Genomic DNA, 17,491 nt, shown 5'->3' with positions numbered 1-17,491 from the left:
ATCCGGTGCGTGTGCTTCCCTTCCAAGCGGGAACGAGTGTGGGTAAGGTCCCGGCACGAAAGGCAGGAACATCGATGAAATTTGCGAGCAAGATCTGGAAATTGCTGGTTGGCATCAAGGATGCCCTGGCGCTCCTGTTCCTGATCCTGTTCTTCGGCGTGATCTATGCTGCGCTCACGGCCCGCCCGACGGCCGGACACGTGCAGAAGGGGGCTCTGCTGCTCGATCTCGATGGAGTCGTGGTCGAGGAAAAGAGCAACGTCGATCCGCTCGACGTGCTGCTGTCGGGTGATGCACCGACGCATGAATTCGCGGCCCGCGACATTGAACGCGCGATGAGGCTTGCGGCGAAAGACGACCGGGTCAAGGTGGTCGTGCTCGACCTGTCGCGCTTCATGGGTGGCCGCTTCGTCCATCTGAAGGAAATTGGCGCGGCCATGGACGAGGTGCGCAAGGCCGGAAAGCCGGTGCTCACCTTTGCCAATGTCTATCTCGATGACGGTATCCAGCTCGCCGCGCATTCCAGCGAGGCCTGGCTCGATCCGATGGGTGAGGCGGTGGCGACCGGACCGGGCGGCACGGTGAACTATTACAAGGGGCTGATCGACCGCTTCAAGGTCAACGCCCACGTCTATCGCGTAGGCACCCACAAGAGCGCGGTGGAGCCCTTCATGCGCTCTGGCATGTCGCCTGAGGCGCGCAGCGACTATGAAAACACCTATGGTGCGCTGTGGGGCGCGTGGAAGGCCGATGTGCAAAAAGCCCGGCCCAAGGCGCATGTGAATGAACTGGCGTCGGATCCGGTGGCGGCAATCAAGGCTGCGGGCGGTGATTTCGCGAAAGGCGCCCAGGCGGCCGGGATCGTTGACCGCATTGGCGACAAGACCGATTTCGACAAGCGAGTGACCGAGCTTGCCGGTAAGTCCGCCGACGATGATGACGACGTGCCGTATGCGCACACGAGGCTTGCGACCTGGCTGAAGGCCAATCCCGAAAAAGCGTCAGGCAAGGCGATCGCGGTGGTGACCATCGCCGGGGAGATCGTCGACGGCGACGCCGGGCCGGGCCAGGCGGGGGGCGACCGGATCGCCAGGCTGCTCGATGACGCTGCCGGCGAAGGCTACAAGGCGCTGGTCGTGCGCATCGATTCGCCGGGCGGGTCGGTCATGGCCTCCGAGCGCATCCGCCGCGCCATCCAGCGCTGGCGCGATGCGAAGATCCCTGTCGTAGTGTCGATGGGCAACCTTGCTGCCAGCGGCGGATACTGGGTCTCCACGCCGGCGCAGAAGGTCTTTGCCGAACCCGCGACAATCACCGGATCGATCGGCGTCTTTGCGGTCGTACCCAGCTTCGAGAAGACGCTGGCAGATTTCGGGGTGACCAGTGACGGCGTGCGTACCACGCCGCTATCGGGGCAGCCGGACGTCTTTGGCGGGTTCACGCCGGAGCTGGACGACCTGATGCAGTCCTCGGTCGAGAACATCTACGGCAAGTTCCTGGGGCTGGTGGCCAGGGCGCGCGGGCGCACGCCGGAGCAGATCGACGCCATCGGGCAGGGCCGCATCTGGCCGGGCGCGCAGGCGAAGGAACTGGGGCTGGTCGACGAGATGGGCAATCTCGATACCGCGCTGGCCTATGCCGCCAAGGCAGGCGGCGTCGGCAACGGCAAGTGGCACGCCGAATTCCTGCAGGAACCGTCCGATCCCTTCACCAGCTTCTTCGAGGACATCGAGGCCGATTCCACAAGCGATGCTGCAGCCTACGACTTCGCCGGCCTGATCGCCGCGCGCCAGCAGGCGCAGGCGGCCCGGGCCCTGCGGCAGGTCAAGAGCCTGTTCGCGGTGCAGGGCGTGCAGGCCTACTGCATGGAATGTGCGCCGCAGTCGGGAACCCAGCAGATCAAGGCCAAGGATTTGTCGCTGTTTCAGGCGCTGACGGGCCTGCAGCGTTAGGGAGCTGGTGTCAGGCTAACGAGCCGAGCTTGCCGCGGATTGGCGAGACACTGCCAGACGTATCAATTTTGAGCAGTTCGCGCTCCGGCGTGCCGTTGCGCAGCGCCTCTAGCCAGAGGTCGGGATCGTATTCGACGCCAACCGGGTTGTTTCCGATTTCCGGGCCGCTCCAATAGTCTGTACCTTCGGCCTTGGTGTCGAAGCAATCGACGGAGAATTCGATCTGGTTGCCATCGGGATCGGCGTAGTAGAGCGAGGTGCTCATCCCGTGATTGACAGCCCAATAAGGTGCAATTCCAGCATCTTTCAGCAGTGCATAGGATTCCAGGAGATCCCGCATGGAAGCGACGTCATAGGCCACATGATCGACGCCGACCGGCGCCTGTGCCGCGTCCGAACCATCGGGGTCGATCACGGAAAGGTCGGCGAAGGCAAAACGGTGATGTTCCTCGTCAAAAGCCAGGAACGCCAGAACCGGATTGCGATACACCACCTCCGCGCCGAAGACGGTGGCATACCAGGCGAGCATTTCCTCTATGCGCCGGGTACGATAGACTACATGCGCGGGTTTGGGGCTTGGAATGGGCATGGCTCTCCCTCCTTTTGTCCGCTTCGTTGAATGACGAACTTTCGGTATGAGACGCGCCCGGTGTTACCTCCAAATGAGGGGACGGGGTACGAAAAATTCATGCCATCCGGTCCCGGCGGATGCACCGCGACACGGTAGTCAAAAAAGTGCGGGCGGCTGCGCGCTCTGCCTCAATCCAGCGGAGGCATCTCCGCCGGGCCCGTGTCGGGCTGATCGAAATCGGGATAGTCGGGTTCCGTCTCGGGCGGCGTAGCCGGTTCGAACGGCTCGCTGGGCGGAACGGGGGTTTCGGCGGGGCTGGTGCCGGGGACTTCGCCGGGCTGGGTGGCCATGACTACCTCTTGTGAATCGCGTTTCGACCAACGTGGGCTGCAATCGGGCGTCCCGCAAGGGGGCAGGCATATATCCGTGCGGGCGCGCATCGTCGCGGCGCTTGCCCTTTTCCGCGCGACATTCTAAGGGCCCGTCCCTTGAGTTTCAGGCTTCATCCAAGCGGGCGTGGCGGAACTGGTAGACGCGCTGGATTTAGGTTCCAGTATCGCAAGATGTGGGGGTTCGAGTCCCTTCGCCCGCACCAGTCCGCCGCCTGTGGGAGGGTGAGCCAAGAAAATCGGCCGAAAAGGCCCCTTGAATTGCACAGGAAGGCATCGAAATGCAGATCGTCGAAACCACCAACGAGGGCCTGAAGCGCGCCTACACGGTGACCATCCCCGCCAAGACCATCGTCGAGCGCGTCGAGGGCGAAATCAAGAAGATCGCCCCGCAGGTGAAGATGCCCGGCTTCCGCCCTGGCAAGGTGCCCGCGAATCTCGTCAAGAAGATGCACGGCGAGGCGATCCATCGCGACGCCCTGAATGAAACCATCCGCGAGGCCATGGACAAGCTTGTGGCCGACAAGGCGCTGCGTCCGGCGATGAACCCGGATATCGCGCTTGGCGAAGGCTATGAGCAGGGCAAGGACGCCGAACTGACCGTGAGCCTCGAAGTGCTGCCCGTGATTGCGGCGCCTTCGCTGGAAGGCCTCAAGCTGGAACGGCTGGTCGTGCCCGTGGCCGAGGAAGCCGTGGCCGAAGCGGTCGAGCGCATCGCCTCGCAGCAACAGCGTTTCGAGACCAAGGACGGCGAAGCCGCTGATGGCGACCAGGTGATCTGTGATTTCACCGGTAAGCTCGACGGCGTCGAGTTCGAAGGCGGCAAGGCCGAGAAGCAGCCGATCGTGATCGGTGCGGGCCGCCTGATCCCCGGCTTCGAGGAACAGCTTGTCGGCATGAAGGCGGGCGACGAGCGTGTCATCACCGTGACCTTCCCCGAGGACTATCCGGTCGAGAACCTCAAGGGCAAGGAAGTCACCTTCGACATCGCCGCCCACGAGATCAAGGCGCCGGCCGAATCGAAGATTGACGACGATTTCGCCAAGGAACTGGGCCTCGAAAGCCTTGAACAGCTCCAGAACCTGCTGAAGGGCCAGCTCGAGCAGGAAACAGCAGGTCTGACCCGCACCGCGATGAAACGCTCGCTGCTCGATCAGCTGGCCGCCGGTCATGACTTCGACGTGCCGCCGACGATGGTCGAGGCCGAGTTCTCGCAGATCTGGCAGCAGCTCACCCACGAAGCGGGCCACGAGGAAGATCCCGAAGCCGCGCTGAAGGAAATCGAGGCCGAGAAGGACGACTACCGCAAGATCGCCGAGCGCCGCGTGCGTCTGGGCCTGCTCCTGTCGGAAATCGGCCAGGCCAATGGCGTCGAAGTCTCGCAGCAGGAAATGTCGATGCTGGTTTCGCAGGCAGCGCAGCAGTACCGCCCCGAAGACCGCCAGCGCTTCATGGAATACGTCGCCAACGATCCGATGATGGCCGCCCAGCTGCGCGCGCCGCTCTATGAGGACAAGGTTGTCGACTTCCTGATCGAGAAGGCGGACGTGACCGAGCGCGAAGTGACCCGCGACGAGCTGCAGGCCGCGATCGAGGCCGATGCCGACGGCGAGGCTACCGAGGCCAAGAAACCGGCCGCGAAGAAGGCCCCGGCCAAGAAGGCTGCCGCGAAGAAGACCGCTGCCGCCGAGGAGGCTCCGGCTGCTGAGGAGGCCGCTGCAGAAGAGGCTCCGAAGAAGGCTCCGGCCAAGAAGCCGGCCGCGAAGAAGGCTCCAGCCAAGAAGGCCGAGGCTGCTGACGAGGGTGAAGCCAAGCCGGCTGCCAAGAAGGCTCCGGCCAAGAAGGCTCCTGCCAAGAAGGCGGCTGCCAAGACCGAAGACTGATCGGTTTCAGGCTGACGAATTCGGGCGGCCCGGTGCGCTTCATGGCGCGCCGGGCCGTTCCTGTTTCGGAGTGACTTATTCGTGCCAGTTGCGGAATGAGGGGCGCGCGAATGTGGCGGTGCGCGCACGTTCGTAGGCGGCGCCGATCTTCAGGACCTTGGCGTCCTGCCACTGGCCCGCGATGAACGACAGGCCGACAGGCAGCCGCTCGACCTGTCCCATCGGCACGGTGAGATGCGGGTAGCCCGCGACTGCGGCCAGTGCGCCCGCACCGACGCCTACGTAGTGGTCACCCAGGACGGGATCGACAGGCCACGCCGGGGCCGTGGTCGGCGCGATCAGCACGTCCACGCCATATTGCTTGAGCATCTTGTCGATGCCTTCCGCTCCTGCGAGCCGTCTGGCCGTCTCGCGTGCCTTTTCGTAGGCCTCGCGATCGGTGGTGGCGAGCGCTTCTTCGAAGGTCTCCTGACCGTACCAGCGCATTTCCTGTGCGGCATGCGCCTTGTTGAAAGCGATCAGCCCGGCAAGGTCGCGGGCCGGGGGATCGCCGGGAAGACCGGCGAGGTAGGCGTCGATGCCTTCGCGAAACTCATAGTTCAGCACGGTGTTTTCGGCGTCGCCGATCGCGGCGTTCGGTGCGTAGGCGATTGTCACGATCGTGGCGCCTGCGCGCTTCATGTCGGCAATGGCCTGATCGAGCAGGGCGGTGACGGCGGGAAGCGGGTCGGGCTGGCGGCGCAGCACGCCGATGCGCAGGCCCTTGAGACTCGCCTGAGCGAGGCCCCTGGTGAAGTCGATGGCGTGCGCATCGGCGTCCGCCGTCGCCGGATCGGCCGGATCGCTGCCTGCCATCGCGGTGAGCAGCAGGGCCGCGTCCTCCACGCTCGTCGCCATCGGTCCTGCGGTATCCTGGCTGGTGCTGATCGGCACCACATGCTTGCGGCTGACCATGCCTACGGTGGGCTTGAAGCCGACAATGCCGTTGACCGAGGCGGGGCAGGTGATCGACCCGTCGGTTTCGGTGCCGACGGCCGCCCAGGTGAAGCCCGCCGCGACTGCTGCCGCGCTGCCCGAAGACGAGCCGCAGGGGCTGCGGTCGATGGCGTAGGGGTTGTGCGTCTGCCCGCCCACGCCGCTCCAGCCGCTGGAGGAACGGTTGCCGCGGAAATTGGCCCATTCCGAAAGGTTCGTCTTGCCGAGAATGATCGCGCCCGCCTTGCGCAGGTTTGCGACCAGCGTTGCGTCGCGCCCGGTCATGTTGTCCTTCAGCGCGAGGCTGCCGGCGGTGGTCGGCATGTCGCGCGTTTCGATGTTGTCCTTGATCAGAACGACACGGCCCGCGAGCGGTGCGCTTACGCCAGCTGCGATCGCGTCGGGATCCTTGGCGGCGCCCGGATCGAGCGCGATGACTGCGTTGAGGTGTGGTCCGGCATCATCGATCGACTCGATGCGCTTGAGGTAGGTCTCGGGGCTCTCCTGCGCGAATGCGCCGGGCCCTGCCAGCGTCAGGACAGACAGTGTTACGAGTGGGGCGCAAACCGCCCGCATCAGTCCAACTCGGGAGAAACCCATAGGCTCTTGTTTCCTCATGTATCCAGCAGCCGCGATCCTGCGCCAGGCAGGTTCGGCCTGCAACCGTTCAAAAACTGGCCCGTTTTTTGCGTGGAATCCGGGGAATGACGGACAGGAGGAACAAATTTTCCTTACGGAGGGCAAAGATTGTCGCAAACGCGACGCCGATTGAAGGGTTAAAGCCCTTGAACATCGGTGATTGGCACGCGACATAGACGATCCAAACCAGATAGAGGACTCCCATGCTCGACCTGTTTGGCGCCTCAGGCGCCCAAGGAAAGTTCACCACTGATCCCGTCACCGGCGCCCTGGTGCCGATGGTTGTCGAGCAGACCAGCCGCGGCGAACGCAGCTTCGACATCTACTCGCGCCTGCTGCGCGAACGCATCGTGTTCGTCACCGGTCAGGTCGAGGATCACATGGCCTCGCTAATCGTGGCCCAGCTGCTGTTCCTCGAATCGGAAAATCCCTCGAAGGACATTTCGATGTACATCAACTCGCCGGGCGGTGTGGTCACGGCGGGCATGGCGATCCACGACACCATGCAGTACATCAAGCCGCGCGTTTCGACCGTGTGCATCGGCCAGGCTGCTTCGATGGGCAGCTTCCTGCTGGCCGCCGGTGAGCCGGGCATGCGCATCGCGCTGCCGAACGCTCGAATCATGGTTCACCAGCCTTCGGGCGGTGCGCAGGGCATGGCCTCCGACATCGAGATTCAGGCGCGCGAGATCCTGCGGATGCGCAAGCGTCTCAACGATATGTATGTGAAGTACACCGGCAAGTCGCTCGACGAGATCGAGAAGGCGATGGACCGCGACACCTTCCTCGAAGCCGAGGAAGCACTGGCGTTTGGCCTCGTCGACAAGGTTTTCGAGACGCGGCCCGACGCCGACGGTGCTGCTTCGAGTTGATTTCGGATACGGGGCTGGATGTTTAGCCAGTGGCAAGCATTCCAGCCTAGGATTGATAAACCGCCCCTTGCCAGAGTAGACTGTCCGAGTCGCCTCAGCAGGGGGCCTAAGACGGAAAATGACGAAATTGAGCGGATCTGACGCGAAAAGCACACTCTACTGCAGCTTCTGCGGCAAGTCGCAGCACGAAGTGCGCAAGCTGATCGCGGGCCCCACGGTTTTCATCTGTGACGAATGCGTCGAGCTGTGCAACGACATCATTCGTGAGGAAACCAAGGCTGGCATCGCGGGGAAGAAGGACGGCGGTGTGCCGTCTCCCCTCGAAATCTGCGAGACGCTGAACGACTACGTGATCGGCCAGCAGCGCGCCAAGCGCGTGCTGTCGGTGGCTGTCCACAACCACTACAAGCGCCTGAAGCACAGCGGCAAGCAGGGCGACGTCGAGCTGTCGAAGTCGAACATCCTGCTCGTAGGCCCGACCGGTTGCGGCAAGACGCTGCTGGCCCAGACGCTGGCCAAGACTTTCGACGTGCCTTTCACCATGGCCGATGCCACCACGCTCACCGAAGCGGGCTACGTGGGTGAGGACGTGGAAAACATCATCCTCAAGCTGCTCCAGGCTTCCGACTACAATGTCGAGAAGGCGCAGCACGGCATCGTCTACATCGACGAGATCGACAAGATCAGCCGCAAGGCCGAGAACCCGTCGATCACGCGCGACGTCTCGGGCGAGGGCGTGCAACAGGCGCTGCTCAAGCTGATGGAAGGCACTACTGCGAGCGTACCTCCGCAGGGCGGCCGCAAGCATCCGCAGCAGGAGTTCCTGCAGGTTGACACGACCAACATTCTGTTCATCTGCGGCGGGGCCTTTGCCGGTCTCGAAAAGATCATCGCCGACCGCTTGCAGAAGCGTTCGATCGGCTTCGGCGCGCATGTCGCCGATCCAGACAAGCGCCGCGTGGGCGAGCTGCTCCAGAAGGCGGAGCCCGAGGATCTTCTCAAGTTCGGACTGATCCCCGAATTCGTCGGCCGTCTGCCGGTGATCGCGACGCTGGAGGATCTCGACATCACTGCGCTGGTGAAGATCCTGCGCGAGCCGAAGAACGCACTGGTCAAGCAGTACGCCAAGCTCTTCGAGCTGGAAGATGTTGAATTGACCTTCACTGACGAGGCGCTCGAGGCGATTGCCCAGAAGGCCATTGATCGCAAGACCGGCGCTCGCGGCCTGCGCTCGATCGTCGAGGGCCTGCTGCTCGACACCATGTTCGACCTGCCGACCGAAGGCGACATCGCCGAAGTCGTGGTCGACAAGGAAGTGGTCGAAGGCCGCAAGGAACCAGTCCGCGTGCACAAGGGCGACAAGACCGAAGCTGCGGCCTGATTTTTCAGCCCGGCACAGCCAGAATACGAAGGGCGGTCCGCAAGCGCGGGCCGCCCTTTGCGTTTGTGTCAGCCTTCTCCGGCCTGCCGCCGTTCTGCCAGTGCCATCATGCGGGCGATGCGTTCGGGTGGGAGCACGTCTGCGAAGGCGTAGGTCTTTTCGAATGCGGGGATGCCTTCGGGCAGGGCAACCCAGGGCATCTTCTCGGAGGTGAAGATCACGGCGTCCGGCCGCACCCATGAGGGATCGTCAAGCGTTCCCACCCGCAGTCCCGCGCCGAGCCTTCCCAACCGGGGGTAATAGCTCAGCACCGCGGTGCCGCACTGCGCGCAGCGGCAAATCACATGTGGCCCGCCACTGCCGGCCTTGACTTCGTGTTCGGTGAAGGAGCCAGCCAGCACTTCGATCCGATCGCCTTCGTAGAACGCATTGACCACAGAGGTGGAGCCAGTCTGGTGCTGGCACTGGTTGCAGTGGCAGTTGTTGACGAAGATGGGCTCTCCCTCAACGCGGTAGCGCAGAGCGCCGCAACCGCAGCCGCCTTCATGAATCTGATCGGTCATCGTTTACCTCCAGTCAGAGCATGACTGAAGGGATTTGTGGCGTCCAGCCGCCGCGTCGCGGCCGCGATATCCGCTGCTCTCCCCAATGAGTGCGCTTGGTCTGTGCGGCTGGTGCCCTACACTTTCGCTGACAAAGAACGAACAGGGGGGAAGTGCCATGACCGGCAGCCGTATTCCGGTTTCACGCATAATCCACACGATCCACGCCACGACCGATATCTACAAGTGCCGGCTGCTCTATCAGGATGCCCTGGGCGGACTGGTCTTCGCTGAGAACTATTTCCCTGCCGAGGACCGTGACGCGGCGCTGCTCTATGTGACGGACCACATGGTCGAGCCCATGGCGCCGCGCCATGCGGATGACCTGACCAAGCCCTTTGCGCGCATGGCGGCGAAGATCGGGCAGTCCTTCCACTCGTTCGAGATCAAGGTTCCGGACGGCAAGGCGGCCAGTGCCGCGTTCCGTGAAGCGGGGTGCACCGTCGCGAGTGACTATGGCGTGTTCTTCTTCGTAAAGCCCGAATCGACCGGAGGCGTCCTGCTGGAGGTCTGCGAACTGGCGATGCCGAACGATCCCTATGACCGGGGCAACTGGAATCCGCTGGTGGCGGCTGGCCATGCCTGCGGTGTAGCCGGCCTGGACCACATAGCCTGCGTCACGGCAGACATGGCGAAGGTGCTGCATTTCTTCACCGAGGTGGTCGACGGGGAAGTGCTGGAGGATTCGCGCACCCAACGGCCTCAGGCCGGGCGGCGTGTGTTGCTCAGAGTGGGCGATACCCGTGTTGCGTTCATCCAGCCCGATGATACGACAGGTGGTCCGCTCGGCGCGTTCCTGTCAAAGGAGCAGAACGGGATTTACGCCCTCGTCTGGAAGATTGCCGATGCCGGGCAGGCGACGACCCATTTCGAGGGCAAGCTCAAGCTGCGGCTGACGCAGGAGGGTTGCATCTCGTCGGGCTTTGCTATCGATCCTGAGGACTTTCTTGGCGCCCGGCACGAATTCGTAGCGGCCTAGGGGCAGAACCTGTGTCCTCCCCTAGACGACGGCCTCGCTTTCCAGCGAGCAGTTGCAGTCGCCGTCGGTCTCAATCTGGATGGTCGGGTGACCGATACCGTAGTCATGTTCGAGGTCGTGCGCGACCTCGTGCAGAAAGCTGTCGCCGGGGGCACCGCCGGGCATGACCAGATGCGCAGTCAGCGCCGTTTCTGTGGTGCTCATTGGCCAGATGTGCAGGTCGTGGACCCGTTCGACGCCGGGCAGGCGTTCCAGATAAAGGCGAACCTGTGGGGCATCGATGCTGTCCGGCACGCCCAGCATTCCCATCCGCAGCGAATCGCGCAGCAGGCTCCAGCTCGACCACGCGATCACGGCGGTAATGACGAGCGAGGTGATCGGGTCGATCAGTGCGAAGCCGGTCAGCAGCACGATCAGCCCTGCTACGACCACGCCGACGGAGACGACGGCGTCGGCCAGCAGGTGAACAAAGGCGGCGCGCAGGTTCAGGTCCGATTTGGAGCCTTTGGCGAACAGCAGGGCGGACAGGGCATTGATGACGATGCCGATCCCGGCCACTACCATCATCGTGGTGCCCGCGACCGGCGCGGGTTCGGCAAAGCGCCGGATCGTTTCGACCAGAATGGCCCCCACGGCGACCCAGAGCAGCGTGGCATTGGCGATTGCCGCGAGGATCGAGGAACTCTTCAGACCATAGGTGAAGCGGGCTGAGGGCGGCCGGGCCGACAGAACGCTGGCGCCCCAGGCAAGCAGTAGCGAAAGCACGTCGGAAAGATTGTGACCCGCATCGGCGAGTAGCGCCATCGAGCCACTCATGAAACCGGCCGCGACTTCCGCAGCCACGAAAATGAGATTGAGCGTTACTGCAATGGCGAAGGCGCGGCCTGCATGACCGGCCGCGGGCGGCGCCGGATGGTGGTGCCCGCGCCCGTGGCTGTGCCCATGGTGGTGGTTATGGCCTGCACTCATAGGCGGCGTGTGTGGCACGGCCTGTACGGCTTCATCAAGCTATGACGTAACATCACCTGCGTGCAGCGTCGGGGCAGGGAATGAAGAGGGCATCTGGTTGCCGCAAGAGCACGGATCACGGGTGGGGCAGAATACCTTTTGCGTGATATTTTTGCCGCAGTGCGATATTTTCGATACCTAATAATATATTGATTTTATTATATAAAATATTTTTCATTTGGAGAATATGACACTGGCGTCACAAAATTCCGCAAATGCGAACGCAAATGAATCCCAAACGTCAGAGAGTTGTCATATCTGGCTGCTCTTAGCTGCCGCAGCAAAATTGCGGCGGAGGGCAATAACCACATCGCTGCACTTTGTGTCCACCCAGTCTCAAGACCTCAGGGGGCTAGAATGAAGTTCCATTCCGTTTTCAAGACCGCGACCAGCACGCTGGCCGTCGGCACCGCTTTCCTCGCCGTTCCCGCATTTGCACAGTCGACCGGTTCGGCCGAGTTCGAGGGCGATGCGATCGTCGTGACCGGCGCGCGTGAAACTGCCGTCGGCGGCATCGATGTGCCCCAGACGCCCAAGGCGAAAGTTGCCATCACCAAGGAACTGATCCAGCATCAGACCGCCGGCCAGACCATCAACGAAACGTTGAACCTGGTTCCGGGCGTCAGCTTCACCAACAATGACCCCTGGGGTTCGCTGGGCGGCAGCTTCACTGTTCGCGGTTTCGGCTCGGACCGTATCTCGCAGACCGTTGACGGCATCCCGCTCAACGACTCGGGCAACTACGCGCTCTACACAAACCAGATGCTCGATCCCGAAGTCATCGAATCCGCGACCGTCAGTCTCGGTTCGACCGACGTCGACAGCCCGACCGCTTCGGCCGCCGGCGGCACGATCAACATCCGCTCACTCGACGCTACCGACGAAATGGGCGCGATGGTCAGCGCCACTTACGGTGACATCATTGCTCGCGGTGATCCGGGCAGCCGCCCGTACTACCGCGTGTTCGGCATGATCCAGACCGGCGTGTTCACGCCGTTCGGCACGAAGGCCTGGTTCTCGGCCTCGTCAGCCCGCAACGATTCGTCCTTCTCGAACTACGGCGGCGTCGACAAGCAGCAGTACAACGGCAAGATCTACCAGCCGATCGGCGACAACGGTGACTTCATCTCGATCGCCGGCCACTACAACCAGAACCGTAACAACTTCAACGGTTCGCCCTACAGGAATACGGTCGATCTTACGCCGGCCAGCCGTTTCTACGATCTGTATGACGGCACGCCGTGCACCACCGATACACCTGAGGCCGGTGTCGCCGACAGCCCGAACAGCTGCGGTTCACCGTTCGAACGCCGTTATAACCCTTCAAATACCGGGAACATCCGCGTTGCTTCGCGGTTCACGCTGGCCGACAACCTGATCCTCAACGTCGAACCGTACTATCAGTATGTAAAGGCGAATGGCGGCGGCACGTCGACTGCATATGAATATGCCAATGCCGATGGCCTGCTCGGCCAGATTGGCGGCGGTTATTATGCGGGTGTCGACCTCAACGGTGACGGCGACTTGCTGGACAGGGTTCGCGTTCTCTCGCCGAGCCAGACCCAGACCAACCGCATCGGTGTGATCGCGAACCTGGCCTACGACATCAACGACCAGAACCGTGTTCGCCTGTCGTACACATTCGATCGTGCGAAGCACCGCCAGAGCGGCCAGATCGGCCTTCTGCAGTCGAACGGCGAGCCGTATGACGTGTTCCCGGTCAACGATCCGATCTTCACGGCCGACGGCTTCATGCTCAACAAGCGTGACCGCAAGTCGATCGCCATGCTGAACCAGATCTCAGCCGAGTATCGAGGTTCGTTCGTGGACGATAGCCTGATCGTGCAGATCGGCGCCCGCATGCCGTTCTTCCAGCGTGAGCTCAATCAGTACTGCTTCAACACAAGCCCGGGCGATGGCTATGGCGACTGCGTGGCGTCGGCAGACGCGGCTGCTTATCTTGCCGCTAATCCCGATAGCGTGGCCCCTGAATCGCGGACGCTGAACTACAAGAAGTTCCTGCCGACCCTTGGCCTGACCTACAAGTTCACCCCGGAAGCGAGTGTGTTTGTCAGCTACGCCAAGAACCTCTCGGTGCCTGGGACCGACGACCTCTACGGGGCGATCTATTACCCCAAGTCGGACGCGCGTTCGAAGCCGACCCCGGAAACGTCCGACGCCTTTGACCTGGGTTTCCGCTACCAGTCAGGTAATATCCAGGCTCAGGTCGCTGCTTGGTACAACACCTACAACAACCGTCTGGCTTCGGCTTACAACGTCGAGTGTGACTGCAACATCACGTCAAACCTCGGCAAGGTCGACAAGTACGGTGTTGACGGCAGCATTTCCTGGCGTCCGATCAAGCCGATCCTTGTCTATGCTTTCGGTTCTTACCTGAAGTCGGACATCAAGAGCGATACGATCTACGGCGACACGTGCAGCAGCTCGCTTGGCGACTCGTGCTACGTTAGCGACGGCGTGGCTTACGTGACGACCGACGGCAAGCGTGAGCGAGGTGCACCGAAGTACACCTACGGCGCTCGCGTGCAGGGCACGCTGGGGCCGGTCGAGCTGGGCTTCCAGGTCAAGCGTACTGGCGCGCGCTTCCTGAACGACATCAACACCGTGACCTTGAAGGGCTACACGGTGGCTGATCTCGACGTGCGCTTCTCGCTTGAGAACTATGGGCTGGAGAAGAGCTACGTGCAGCTCAACATCACCAACCTGTTCGACGAAGTCTATTACGGCTCGGTTTCGGGCGGTCTGACGACCTCTTCGTCATACGGCAACATTGGAGCGCCGCGCGCGATCAGCGGCACGCTGGTTGTCGGTTTCTGATCCTACCGATCGGAGCCCCAGAACAATCGGGGGAGGAACCGCAAGGTTTCTCCCCTTTTTGCTGTCCGGGGTAACGCTGCATCCCTCTGGCGGTAATGGCAGTTGCCCCGCTTCCCCGGGGCGCTCGCCTGCGATAGCCTTGATCCAGACGCGTAAATCGCGCGGGGGATGAGGGAGACGAGGTAATGCCGTGGGACGCCGCCGAGCGAACCAAGCAGGTGACGGGGGCCAGGGAACGCTTGCCATTCCTGAGCGAGGACCAACTCGACGAACGGCACTTTGCGGCGATGGAGCAGTTGCGCGTGCTCTATGGCTATCCCGAGGGCATGCCGCTGGCGCCGTTCTTTGCAACGCTCGCCCATAGCCCGGAGTTCTTTGCCGGCTACATCGATCTCGGCGTCGCCGCCTCGATCCGCAGTGCGCTGCCTGACCGGGTGCGCGAACTGGCGATCCTGCGGACCGGCTGGCTCTATGGCGCCCCCTATCTGTGGGGCGAGCATGTCAAGGCCACGCGGGGCAAGGTGTTCACCCCGGACGAGATCGAACGGATCACCGAAGGCCCCGAGGCGCCGGGGTGGGGGGAGCTTGACCGCGCCGTGATGCAGGCCGCCGACGATCTGCACAGCGATGCTATGATCAGCGACGCAGTGTGGGGCGTGCTCGCGCAGCACCTTGACGAGCGGCAGTTGCTGGAACTGCCGATGCTGGTCGGCCACTATGTGCTGACGGCGTTCCTGCAGAATTCACTGCGCAGCCGGCTTACCGAAAACAACCCGGCAGGCCTCGCTGCGCGCTGAGGCCTACTCGTAGACGCAGGCGTCGTAGCCGTCGCGCTTCACGGTGCCGATACGGGCGGCGATGGTATTGCCGTAACGGCGGGTGAAGCCGGCCGGGTTCTTGACACTGCGGGTCTTGGGGCTGGGCAGGGCCGCGGCAATGCGGGCGGCTTCCAGCGGCGTCAGCCGTGCGGCCGACTTGCCATAATAGCGCTGTGCACCGGCCTCCACGCCATAAGTGCCGATGCCTGTCTCGGCCACGTTGAGGTAGACTTCCATGATCCGCCGCTTGTCCCACAAGTGCTCGATCAGGAATGTGAACCAGACTTCCAGCCCCTTGCGCAAGTAACGGGTCCAGCCCTCTCCCTGCCACAGGAAGACGTTCTTGGCGGTCTGCTGGCTGATCGTCGATCCGCCGCGCAGGCGCTTGCCTCGGGCATTGCGCTCCATCGCCTTTTCGATGGCATCGGTGTCGAAGCCGCTGTGGCTGCAGAATTTCCCGTCTTCTGCGGCTACAACGGCGGCGACCATGTTGCGGTCGATCCGGCTCAGCGGCTGCCAGTCCTTTGCAATGCCGTTGCCGTCGGTCAGCATGGTGAATGTCACCGGAGGCGGAACGAAGCGGTAGAGCACGGTCAGCCCGACGCTGATGGCGAGAAACCAGACGATGATCCTGGCGATGAAGCGCATGAACTGGCGAGAACCCGAGTGTTGGTGACGTTGCGATCTCTAGAGCCTGTTCCCGCCGTCTGGCAATGGCGCGGCATTCAATGCAGCGTGGACACCTGCACGCCGCCGATGGAGGCGGACGGGGGCTGACCGGGCGAATGGAACATGACGCGGTCGCGGCCCAGCCGCTTGGCCCGATAGAGCGCCTCGTCCGCGAGCCGGTAGAGTTCGCGAAAATCGCTGTCCTCGTCGGCCTGGGCGACACCGATGCTGACGGTCACGGTTCCGGGGCCGATGGCTTCGTGATGATCGCAGGCGGCGATGCCCATGCGCACGCTTTCGGCGAACTGTTCCAGCGCGAAACCGTCCATGCCGGTGGTCATTAGCGCGAATTCCTCGCCACCCAGGCGGGCGACCTTGCACATCGGGCCTTCCCAGCGCTCGATGCGGCGGGCGATGGTGGCCAGCACCGTGTCACCGGCATCGTGGCCGTGGGTGTCGTTGATGCGCTTGAACATGTCGATGTCGAAGAGCAGCAGGGCAGCCGGGCTACTGCCCGAATGAGCCAGTTCCAGCATGGGGGCGACGGCTTCGACGAAGCCGCGCCGGTTGCGCAGCCCGGTCAGCGGATCGCGCCGGGCCAGTTCGTGCGCCTGAGCTTCGGCCTGTCGTGCGCGATCATGCTCGATACGCATATGGGCATGGGTCCGGGAAGCTGCCACGGCCAGCCAGACAGTCTGCCAGGCCGCCGCGAACAGGATCAGCAATTGCGATCCGCCGCCCCAGAAGATCGTGCGGGTATCGATGAACTCGATGCCGCCAAGGGTCAAAATGGGAATCGACCATGCGCCGGCGAACGAGCGGGCCTCGATGCTGCCGTGCCGCCAGGCCCAGATGAGGCATCCCGCAACGCAGACCAGCAGCGCGATGATGGTAATGCCGAGCGCCAGCGCGGCCGCGTCGATGGGCCCCGAACGCATCAAGGACATGGGGACGCCCAGAAGGCTGACGAAGCCGGCGAGCCCCAGTGTAAACCAGCGCGCGGCGCGCGACAGTTCGGGACCATCGAGTGCGGTGATCGCGCTGCAGGCGGCGAATGTCACCGCTAGGCATGACAGCATTGTACAGGTCTGGGAGGACAAGGTGCCGGCCATCTGCGGCACGATCAACAGGCCCAGCTGCGACCAGATCACGCCCCATAGCAGAACGCTTCCGGCCCAGGCCGCCTGCCAGACAGGAAATTGCCGTCGCAGCGCCAGAGCCAGCGATGTGTTGTAGACCGCGCCGAGCAGCAGCAGCGTGAGCGCCGCCGTAACGCAGATCGCCAGTGCAATGGACTGGATCGCGGCTTCGCCGCGGCTCAACAGCCTCATGCGCAGCAGGTTGACGCTCGCCAGCCGGTCGAACCGCATGGTGACGAACCGGACGGGTGCGTCGCGCACGGGGGCTTCAAAGGCGATTTGCCCGCCGGTGCGCCAATGCGTGCCGAAGTCGCCGCCGCGGACGTGCTGATAGATGACGCGCCCATCAGTGTATGTGAAAGCCACTTCAAGCCGGTCGAACCGTGAACTGTGCACTTTGAGCACCAGGTCGTTCGGATCGATGCCGTGCTGATTTGCGCGTGTACGCAGCCAGACACTGCCCGCCTGGTAACCGGAGGCTTTGCCCTTGCAAGTGAAGCCGGGCGGCGTCGTCTGGGGCTTTGTCATGGTTTGCGAAACCGCATGACACAAGGAGGACGGGATCAGCACGTCTTCGGCTGCGGCGGCACCGGCCCAGCCACTCCACAGGATCAGGGTGGCAAGTATGGACAAGACACCTGACAGGCGTTTCCAGGCAAAGAAGCGGGCAGCCATAGCAGCGCTGGAAATGGCACATTTATGCCTTACAAATTATTAAACCTGGTGTGATTTCCCCAGTTTTCTGCAGCTTGTGAGGACAAAGAAAAACCGGGCTG

At 62.9% G+C, this 17,491-nt stretch carries 14 protein-coding genes and 1 tRNA gene; 8 read left to right on the top strand and 7 right to left on the bottom strand.

The genetic code is table 11. The annotated features are described in order from the left end of the window. The first annotated feature begins 74 nt into the window (after window positions 1-74). Window positions 75-1,952, top strand: a complete 1,878-nt coding sequence (gene sppA / locus MTR64_RS01825; RefSeq protein WP_243990148.1) for a signal peptide peptidase SppA — start codon at window positions 75-77, stop codon at window positions 1,950-1,952. A 10-nt stretch (window positions 1,953-1,962) separates the two neighbouring features. Here sppA and MTR64_RS01820 read toward each other — a convergent pair whose 3' ends face one another. Together MTR64_RS01820 and MTR64_RS01815 are read right to left on the bottom strand one after the other, a co-directional pair. After that, a complete protein-coding gene (locus MTR64_RS01820; RefSeq protein ID WP_243990147.1) occupies window positions 1,963-2,541 on the bottom strand; it encodes a VOC family protein in 579 nt (192 codons plus the stop codon). A gap of 170 nt (window positions 2,542-2,711) precedes the next feature. Next, complete coding sequence (locus tag MTR64_RS01815; protein WP_243990145.1) at window positions 2,712-2,873, bottom strand: hypothetical protein; 162 nt, start codon at window positions 2,871-2,873, stop codon at window positions 2,712-2,714. Window positions 2,874-3,033: 160 nt separating this feature from the next. Here MTR64_RS01815 and MTR64_RS01810 point away from each other — a divergent pair. Continuing rightward, window positions 3,034-3,118, top strand: a tRNA-Leu gene (locus tag MTR64_RS01810). Between the two features lie 75 nt (window positions 3,119-3,193). Further along, on the top strand, window positions 3,194-4,795 hold the full coding sequence (gene tig, locus MTR64_RS01805; RefSeq protein ID WP_243990143.1) for a trigger factor: 1,602 nt from the start codon (window positions 3,194-3,196) through the stop codon (window positions 4,793-4,795). A 75-nt stretch (window positions 4,796-4,870) separates the two neighbouring features. Here tig and MTR64_RS01800 read toward each other — a convergent pair whose 3' ends face one another. Continuing rightward, window positions 4,871-6,370, bottom strand: coding sequence for an amidase (locus MTR64_RS01800; RefSeq protein WP_243990142.1), 1,500 nt, complete (start codon window positions 6,368-6,370; stop codon window positions 4,871-4,873). A gap of 242 nt (window positions 6,371-6,612) precedes the next feature. Here MTR64_RS01800 and clpP point away from each other — a divergent pair, with 242 nt between their 5' ends. Then, complete coding sequence (gene clpP, locus MTR64_RS01795) at window positions 6,613-7,281, top strand: ATP-dependent Clp endopeptidase proteolytic subunit ClpP (RefSeq protein ID WP_268740682.1); 669 nt, start codon at window positions 6,613-6,615, stop codon at window positions 7,279-7,281. Between the two features lie 118 nt (window positions 7,282-7,399). Then, complete coding sequence (gene clpX, locus MTR64_RS01790) at window positions 7,400-8,662, top strand: ATP-dependent Clp protease ATP-binding subunit ClpX (protein WP_243990141.1); 1,263 nt, start codon at window positions 7,400-7,402, stop codon at window positions 8,660-8,662. Between the two features lie 68 nt (window positions 8,663-8,730). Here clpX and MTR64_RS01785 read toward each other — a convergent pair whose 3' ends face one another. Continuing rightward, window positions 8,731-9,225, bottom strand: coding sequence for a GFA family protein (locus MTR64_RS01785; protein ID WP_243990140.1), 495 nt, complete (start codon window positions 9,223-9,225; stop codon window positions 8,731-8,733). Between the two features lie 157 nt (window positions 9,226-9,382). On the opposite strand from MTR64_RS01785, the gene MTR64_RS01780 reads away from it, so the two are divergent. Further along, complete coding sequence (locus MTR64_RS01780) at window positions 9,383-10,243, top strand: VOC family protein (protein ID WP_243990139.1); 861 nt, start codon at window positions 9,383-9,385, stop codon at window positions 10,241-10,243. A gap of 21 nt (window positions 10,244-10,264) precedes the next feature. Here MTR64_RS01780 and MTR64_RS01775 read toward each other — a convergent pair whose 3' ends face one another. Then, the gene (locus tag MTR64_RS01775; RefSeq protein WP_243990138.1) at window positions 10,265-11,212 is read right to left on the bottom strand and encodes a cation diffusion facilitator family transporter; all 948 of its coding nucleotides are present in this window, start codon (window positions 11,210-11,212) and stop codon (window positions 10,265-10,267) included. A 396-nt stretch (window positions 11,213-11,608) separates the two neighbouring features. Here MTR64_RS01775 and MTR64_RS01770 point away from each other — a divergent pair, with 396 nt between their 5' ends. Both MTR64_RS01770 and MTR64_RS01765 read left to right on the top strand, forming a co-directional pair. Then, window positions 11,609-14,089 carry a TonB-dependent receptor gene (locus MTR64_RS01770; protein ID WP_243990137.1) on the top strand — a complete coding sequence of 827 codons (2,481 nt, stop codon included), beginning with the start codon at window positions 11,609-11,611 and terminating at the stop codon, window positions 14,087-14,089. Between the two features lie 185 nt (window positions 14,090-14,274). After that, complete coding sequence (locus MTR64_RS01765; RefSeq protein ID WP_243990135.1) at window positions 14,275-14,886, top strand: carboxymuconolactone decarboxylase family protein; 612 nt, start codon at window positions 14,275-14,277, stop codon at window positions 14,884-14,886. Window positions 14,887-14,889: 3 nt separating this feature from the next. Here MTR64_RS01765 and mtgA read toward each other — a convergent pair whose 3' ends face one another. Together mtgA and MTR64_RS01755 are read right to left on the bottom strand one after the other, a co-directional pair. Further along, window positions 14,890-15,555, bottom strand: coding sequence for a monofunctional biosynthetic peptidoglycan transglycosylase (mtgA, locus tag MTR64_RS01760; protein ID WP_243990133.1), 666 nt, complete (start codon window positions 15,553-15,555; stop codon window positions 14,890-14,892). A gap of 77 nt (window positions 15,556-15,632) precedes the next feature. Next, window positions 15,633-17,390: a diguanylate cyclase gene (locus tag MTR64_RS01755; protein WP_243990131.1), complete on the bottom strand. Its 1,758-nt coding sequence runs from the start codon at window positions 17,388-17,390 to the stop codon at window positions 15,633-15,635. Between the last annotated feature and the right edge of the window lie 101 nt (window positions 17,391-17,491).

The organism is Novosphingobium album (ex Hu et al. 2023) (assembly GCF_022832385.1).
Lineage (GTDB): Bacteria > Pseudomonadota > Alphaproteobacteria > Sphingomonadales > Sphingomonadaceae > Novosphingobium > Novosphingobium album.
The sequence above is the reverse complement of the archived record's forward strand: the minus strand, read 5'-3'. Positions and strand labels throughout refer to the sequence as shown.

Excerpts from the sequence above, each read along its gene's own strand:
- MTR64_RS01800 (WP_243990142.1), bottom strand. The coding sequence starts at position 6,370 with ATGGGTTTCTCCCGAGTTGGACTGATGCGGGCGGTTTGCGCCCCACTC.
- MTR64_RS01780 (WP_243990139.1), top strand. The coding sequence starts at position 9,383 with ATGACCGGCAGCCGTATTCCGGTTTCACGCATAATCCACACGATCCAC.
- MTR64_RS01820 (WP_243990147.1), bottom strand. The coding sequence starts at position 2,541 with ATGCCCATTCCAAGCCCCAAACCCGCGCATGTAGTCTATCGTACCCGG.
- MTR64_RS01755 (WP_243990131.1), bottom strand. The coding sequence starts at position 17,390 with ATGGCTGCCCGCTTCTTTGCCTGGAAACGCCTGTCAGGTGTCTTGTCC.
- MTR64_RS01770 (WP_243990137.1), top strand. The coding sequence starts at position 11,609 with ATGAAGTTCCATTCCGTTTTCAAGACCGCGACCAGCACGCTGGCCGTC.
- mtgA (WP_243990133.1), bottom strand. The coding sequence starts at position 15,555 with ATGCGCTTCATCGCCAGGATCATCGTCTGGTTTCTCGCCATCAGCGTC.
- clpX (WP_243990141.1), top strand. The coding sequence starts at position 7,400 with ATGACGAAATTGAGCGGATCTGACGCGAAAAGCACACTCTACTGCAGC.
- tig (WP_243990143.1), top strand. The coding sequence starts at position 3,194 with ATGCAGATCGTCGAAACCACCAACGAGGGCCTGAAGCGCGCCTACACG.
- MTR64_RS01785 (WP_243990140.1), bottom strand. The coding sequence starts at position 9,225 with ATGACCGATCAGATTCATGAAGGCGGCTGCGGTTGCGGCGCTCTGCGC.
- clpP (WP_268740682.1), top strand. The coding sequence starts at position 6,613 with ATGCTCGACCTGTTTGGCGCCTCAGGCGCCCAAGGAAAGTTCACCACT.
- MTR64_RS01815 (WP_243990145.1), bottom strand. The coding sequence starts at position 2,873 with ATGGCCACCCAGCCCGGCGAAGTCCCCGGCACCAGCCCCGCCGAAACC.
- MTR64_RS01775 (WP_243990138.1), bottom strand. The coding sequence starts at position 11,212 with ATGAGTGCAGGCCATAACCACCACCATGGGCACAGCCACGGGCGCGGG.
- MTR64_RS01765 (WP_243990135.1), top strand. The coding sequence starts at position 14,275 with ATGCCGTGGGACGCCGCCGAGCGAACCAAGCAGGTGACGGGGGCCAGG.
- sppA (WP_243990148.1), top strand. The coding sequence starts at position 75 with ATGAAATTTGCGAGCAAGATCTGGAAATTGCTGGTTGGCATCAAGGAT.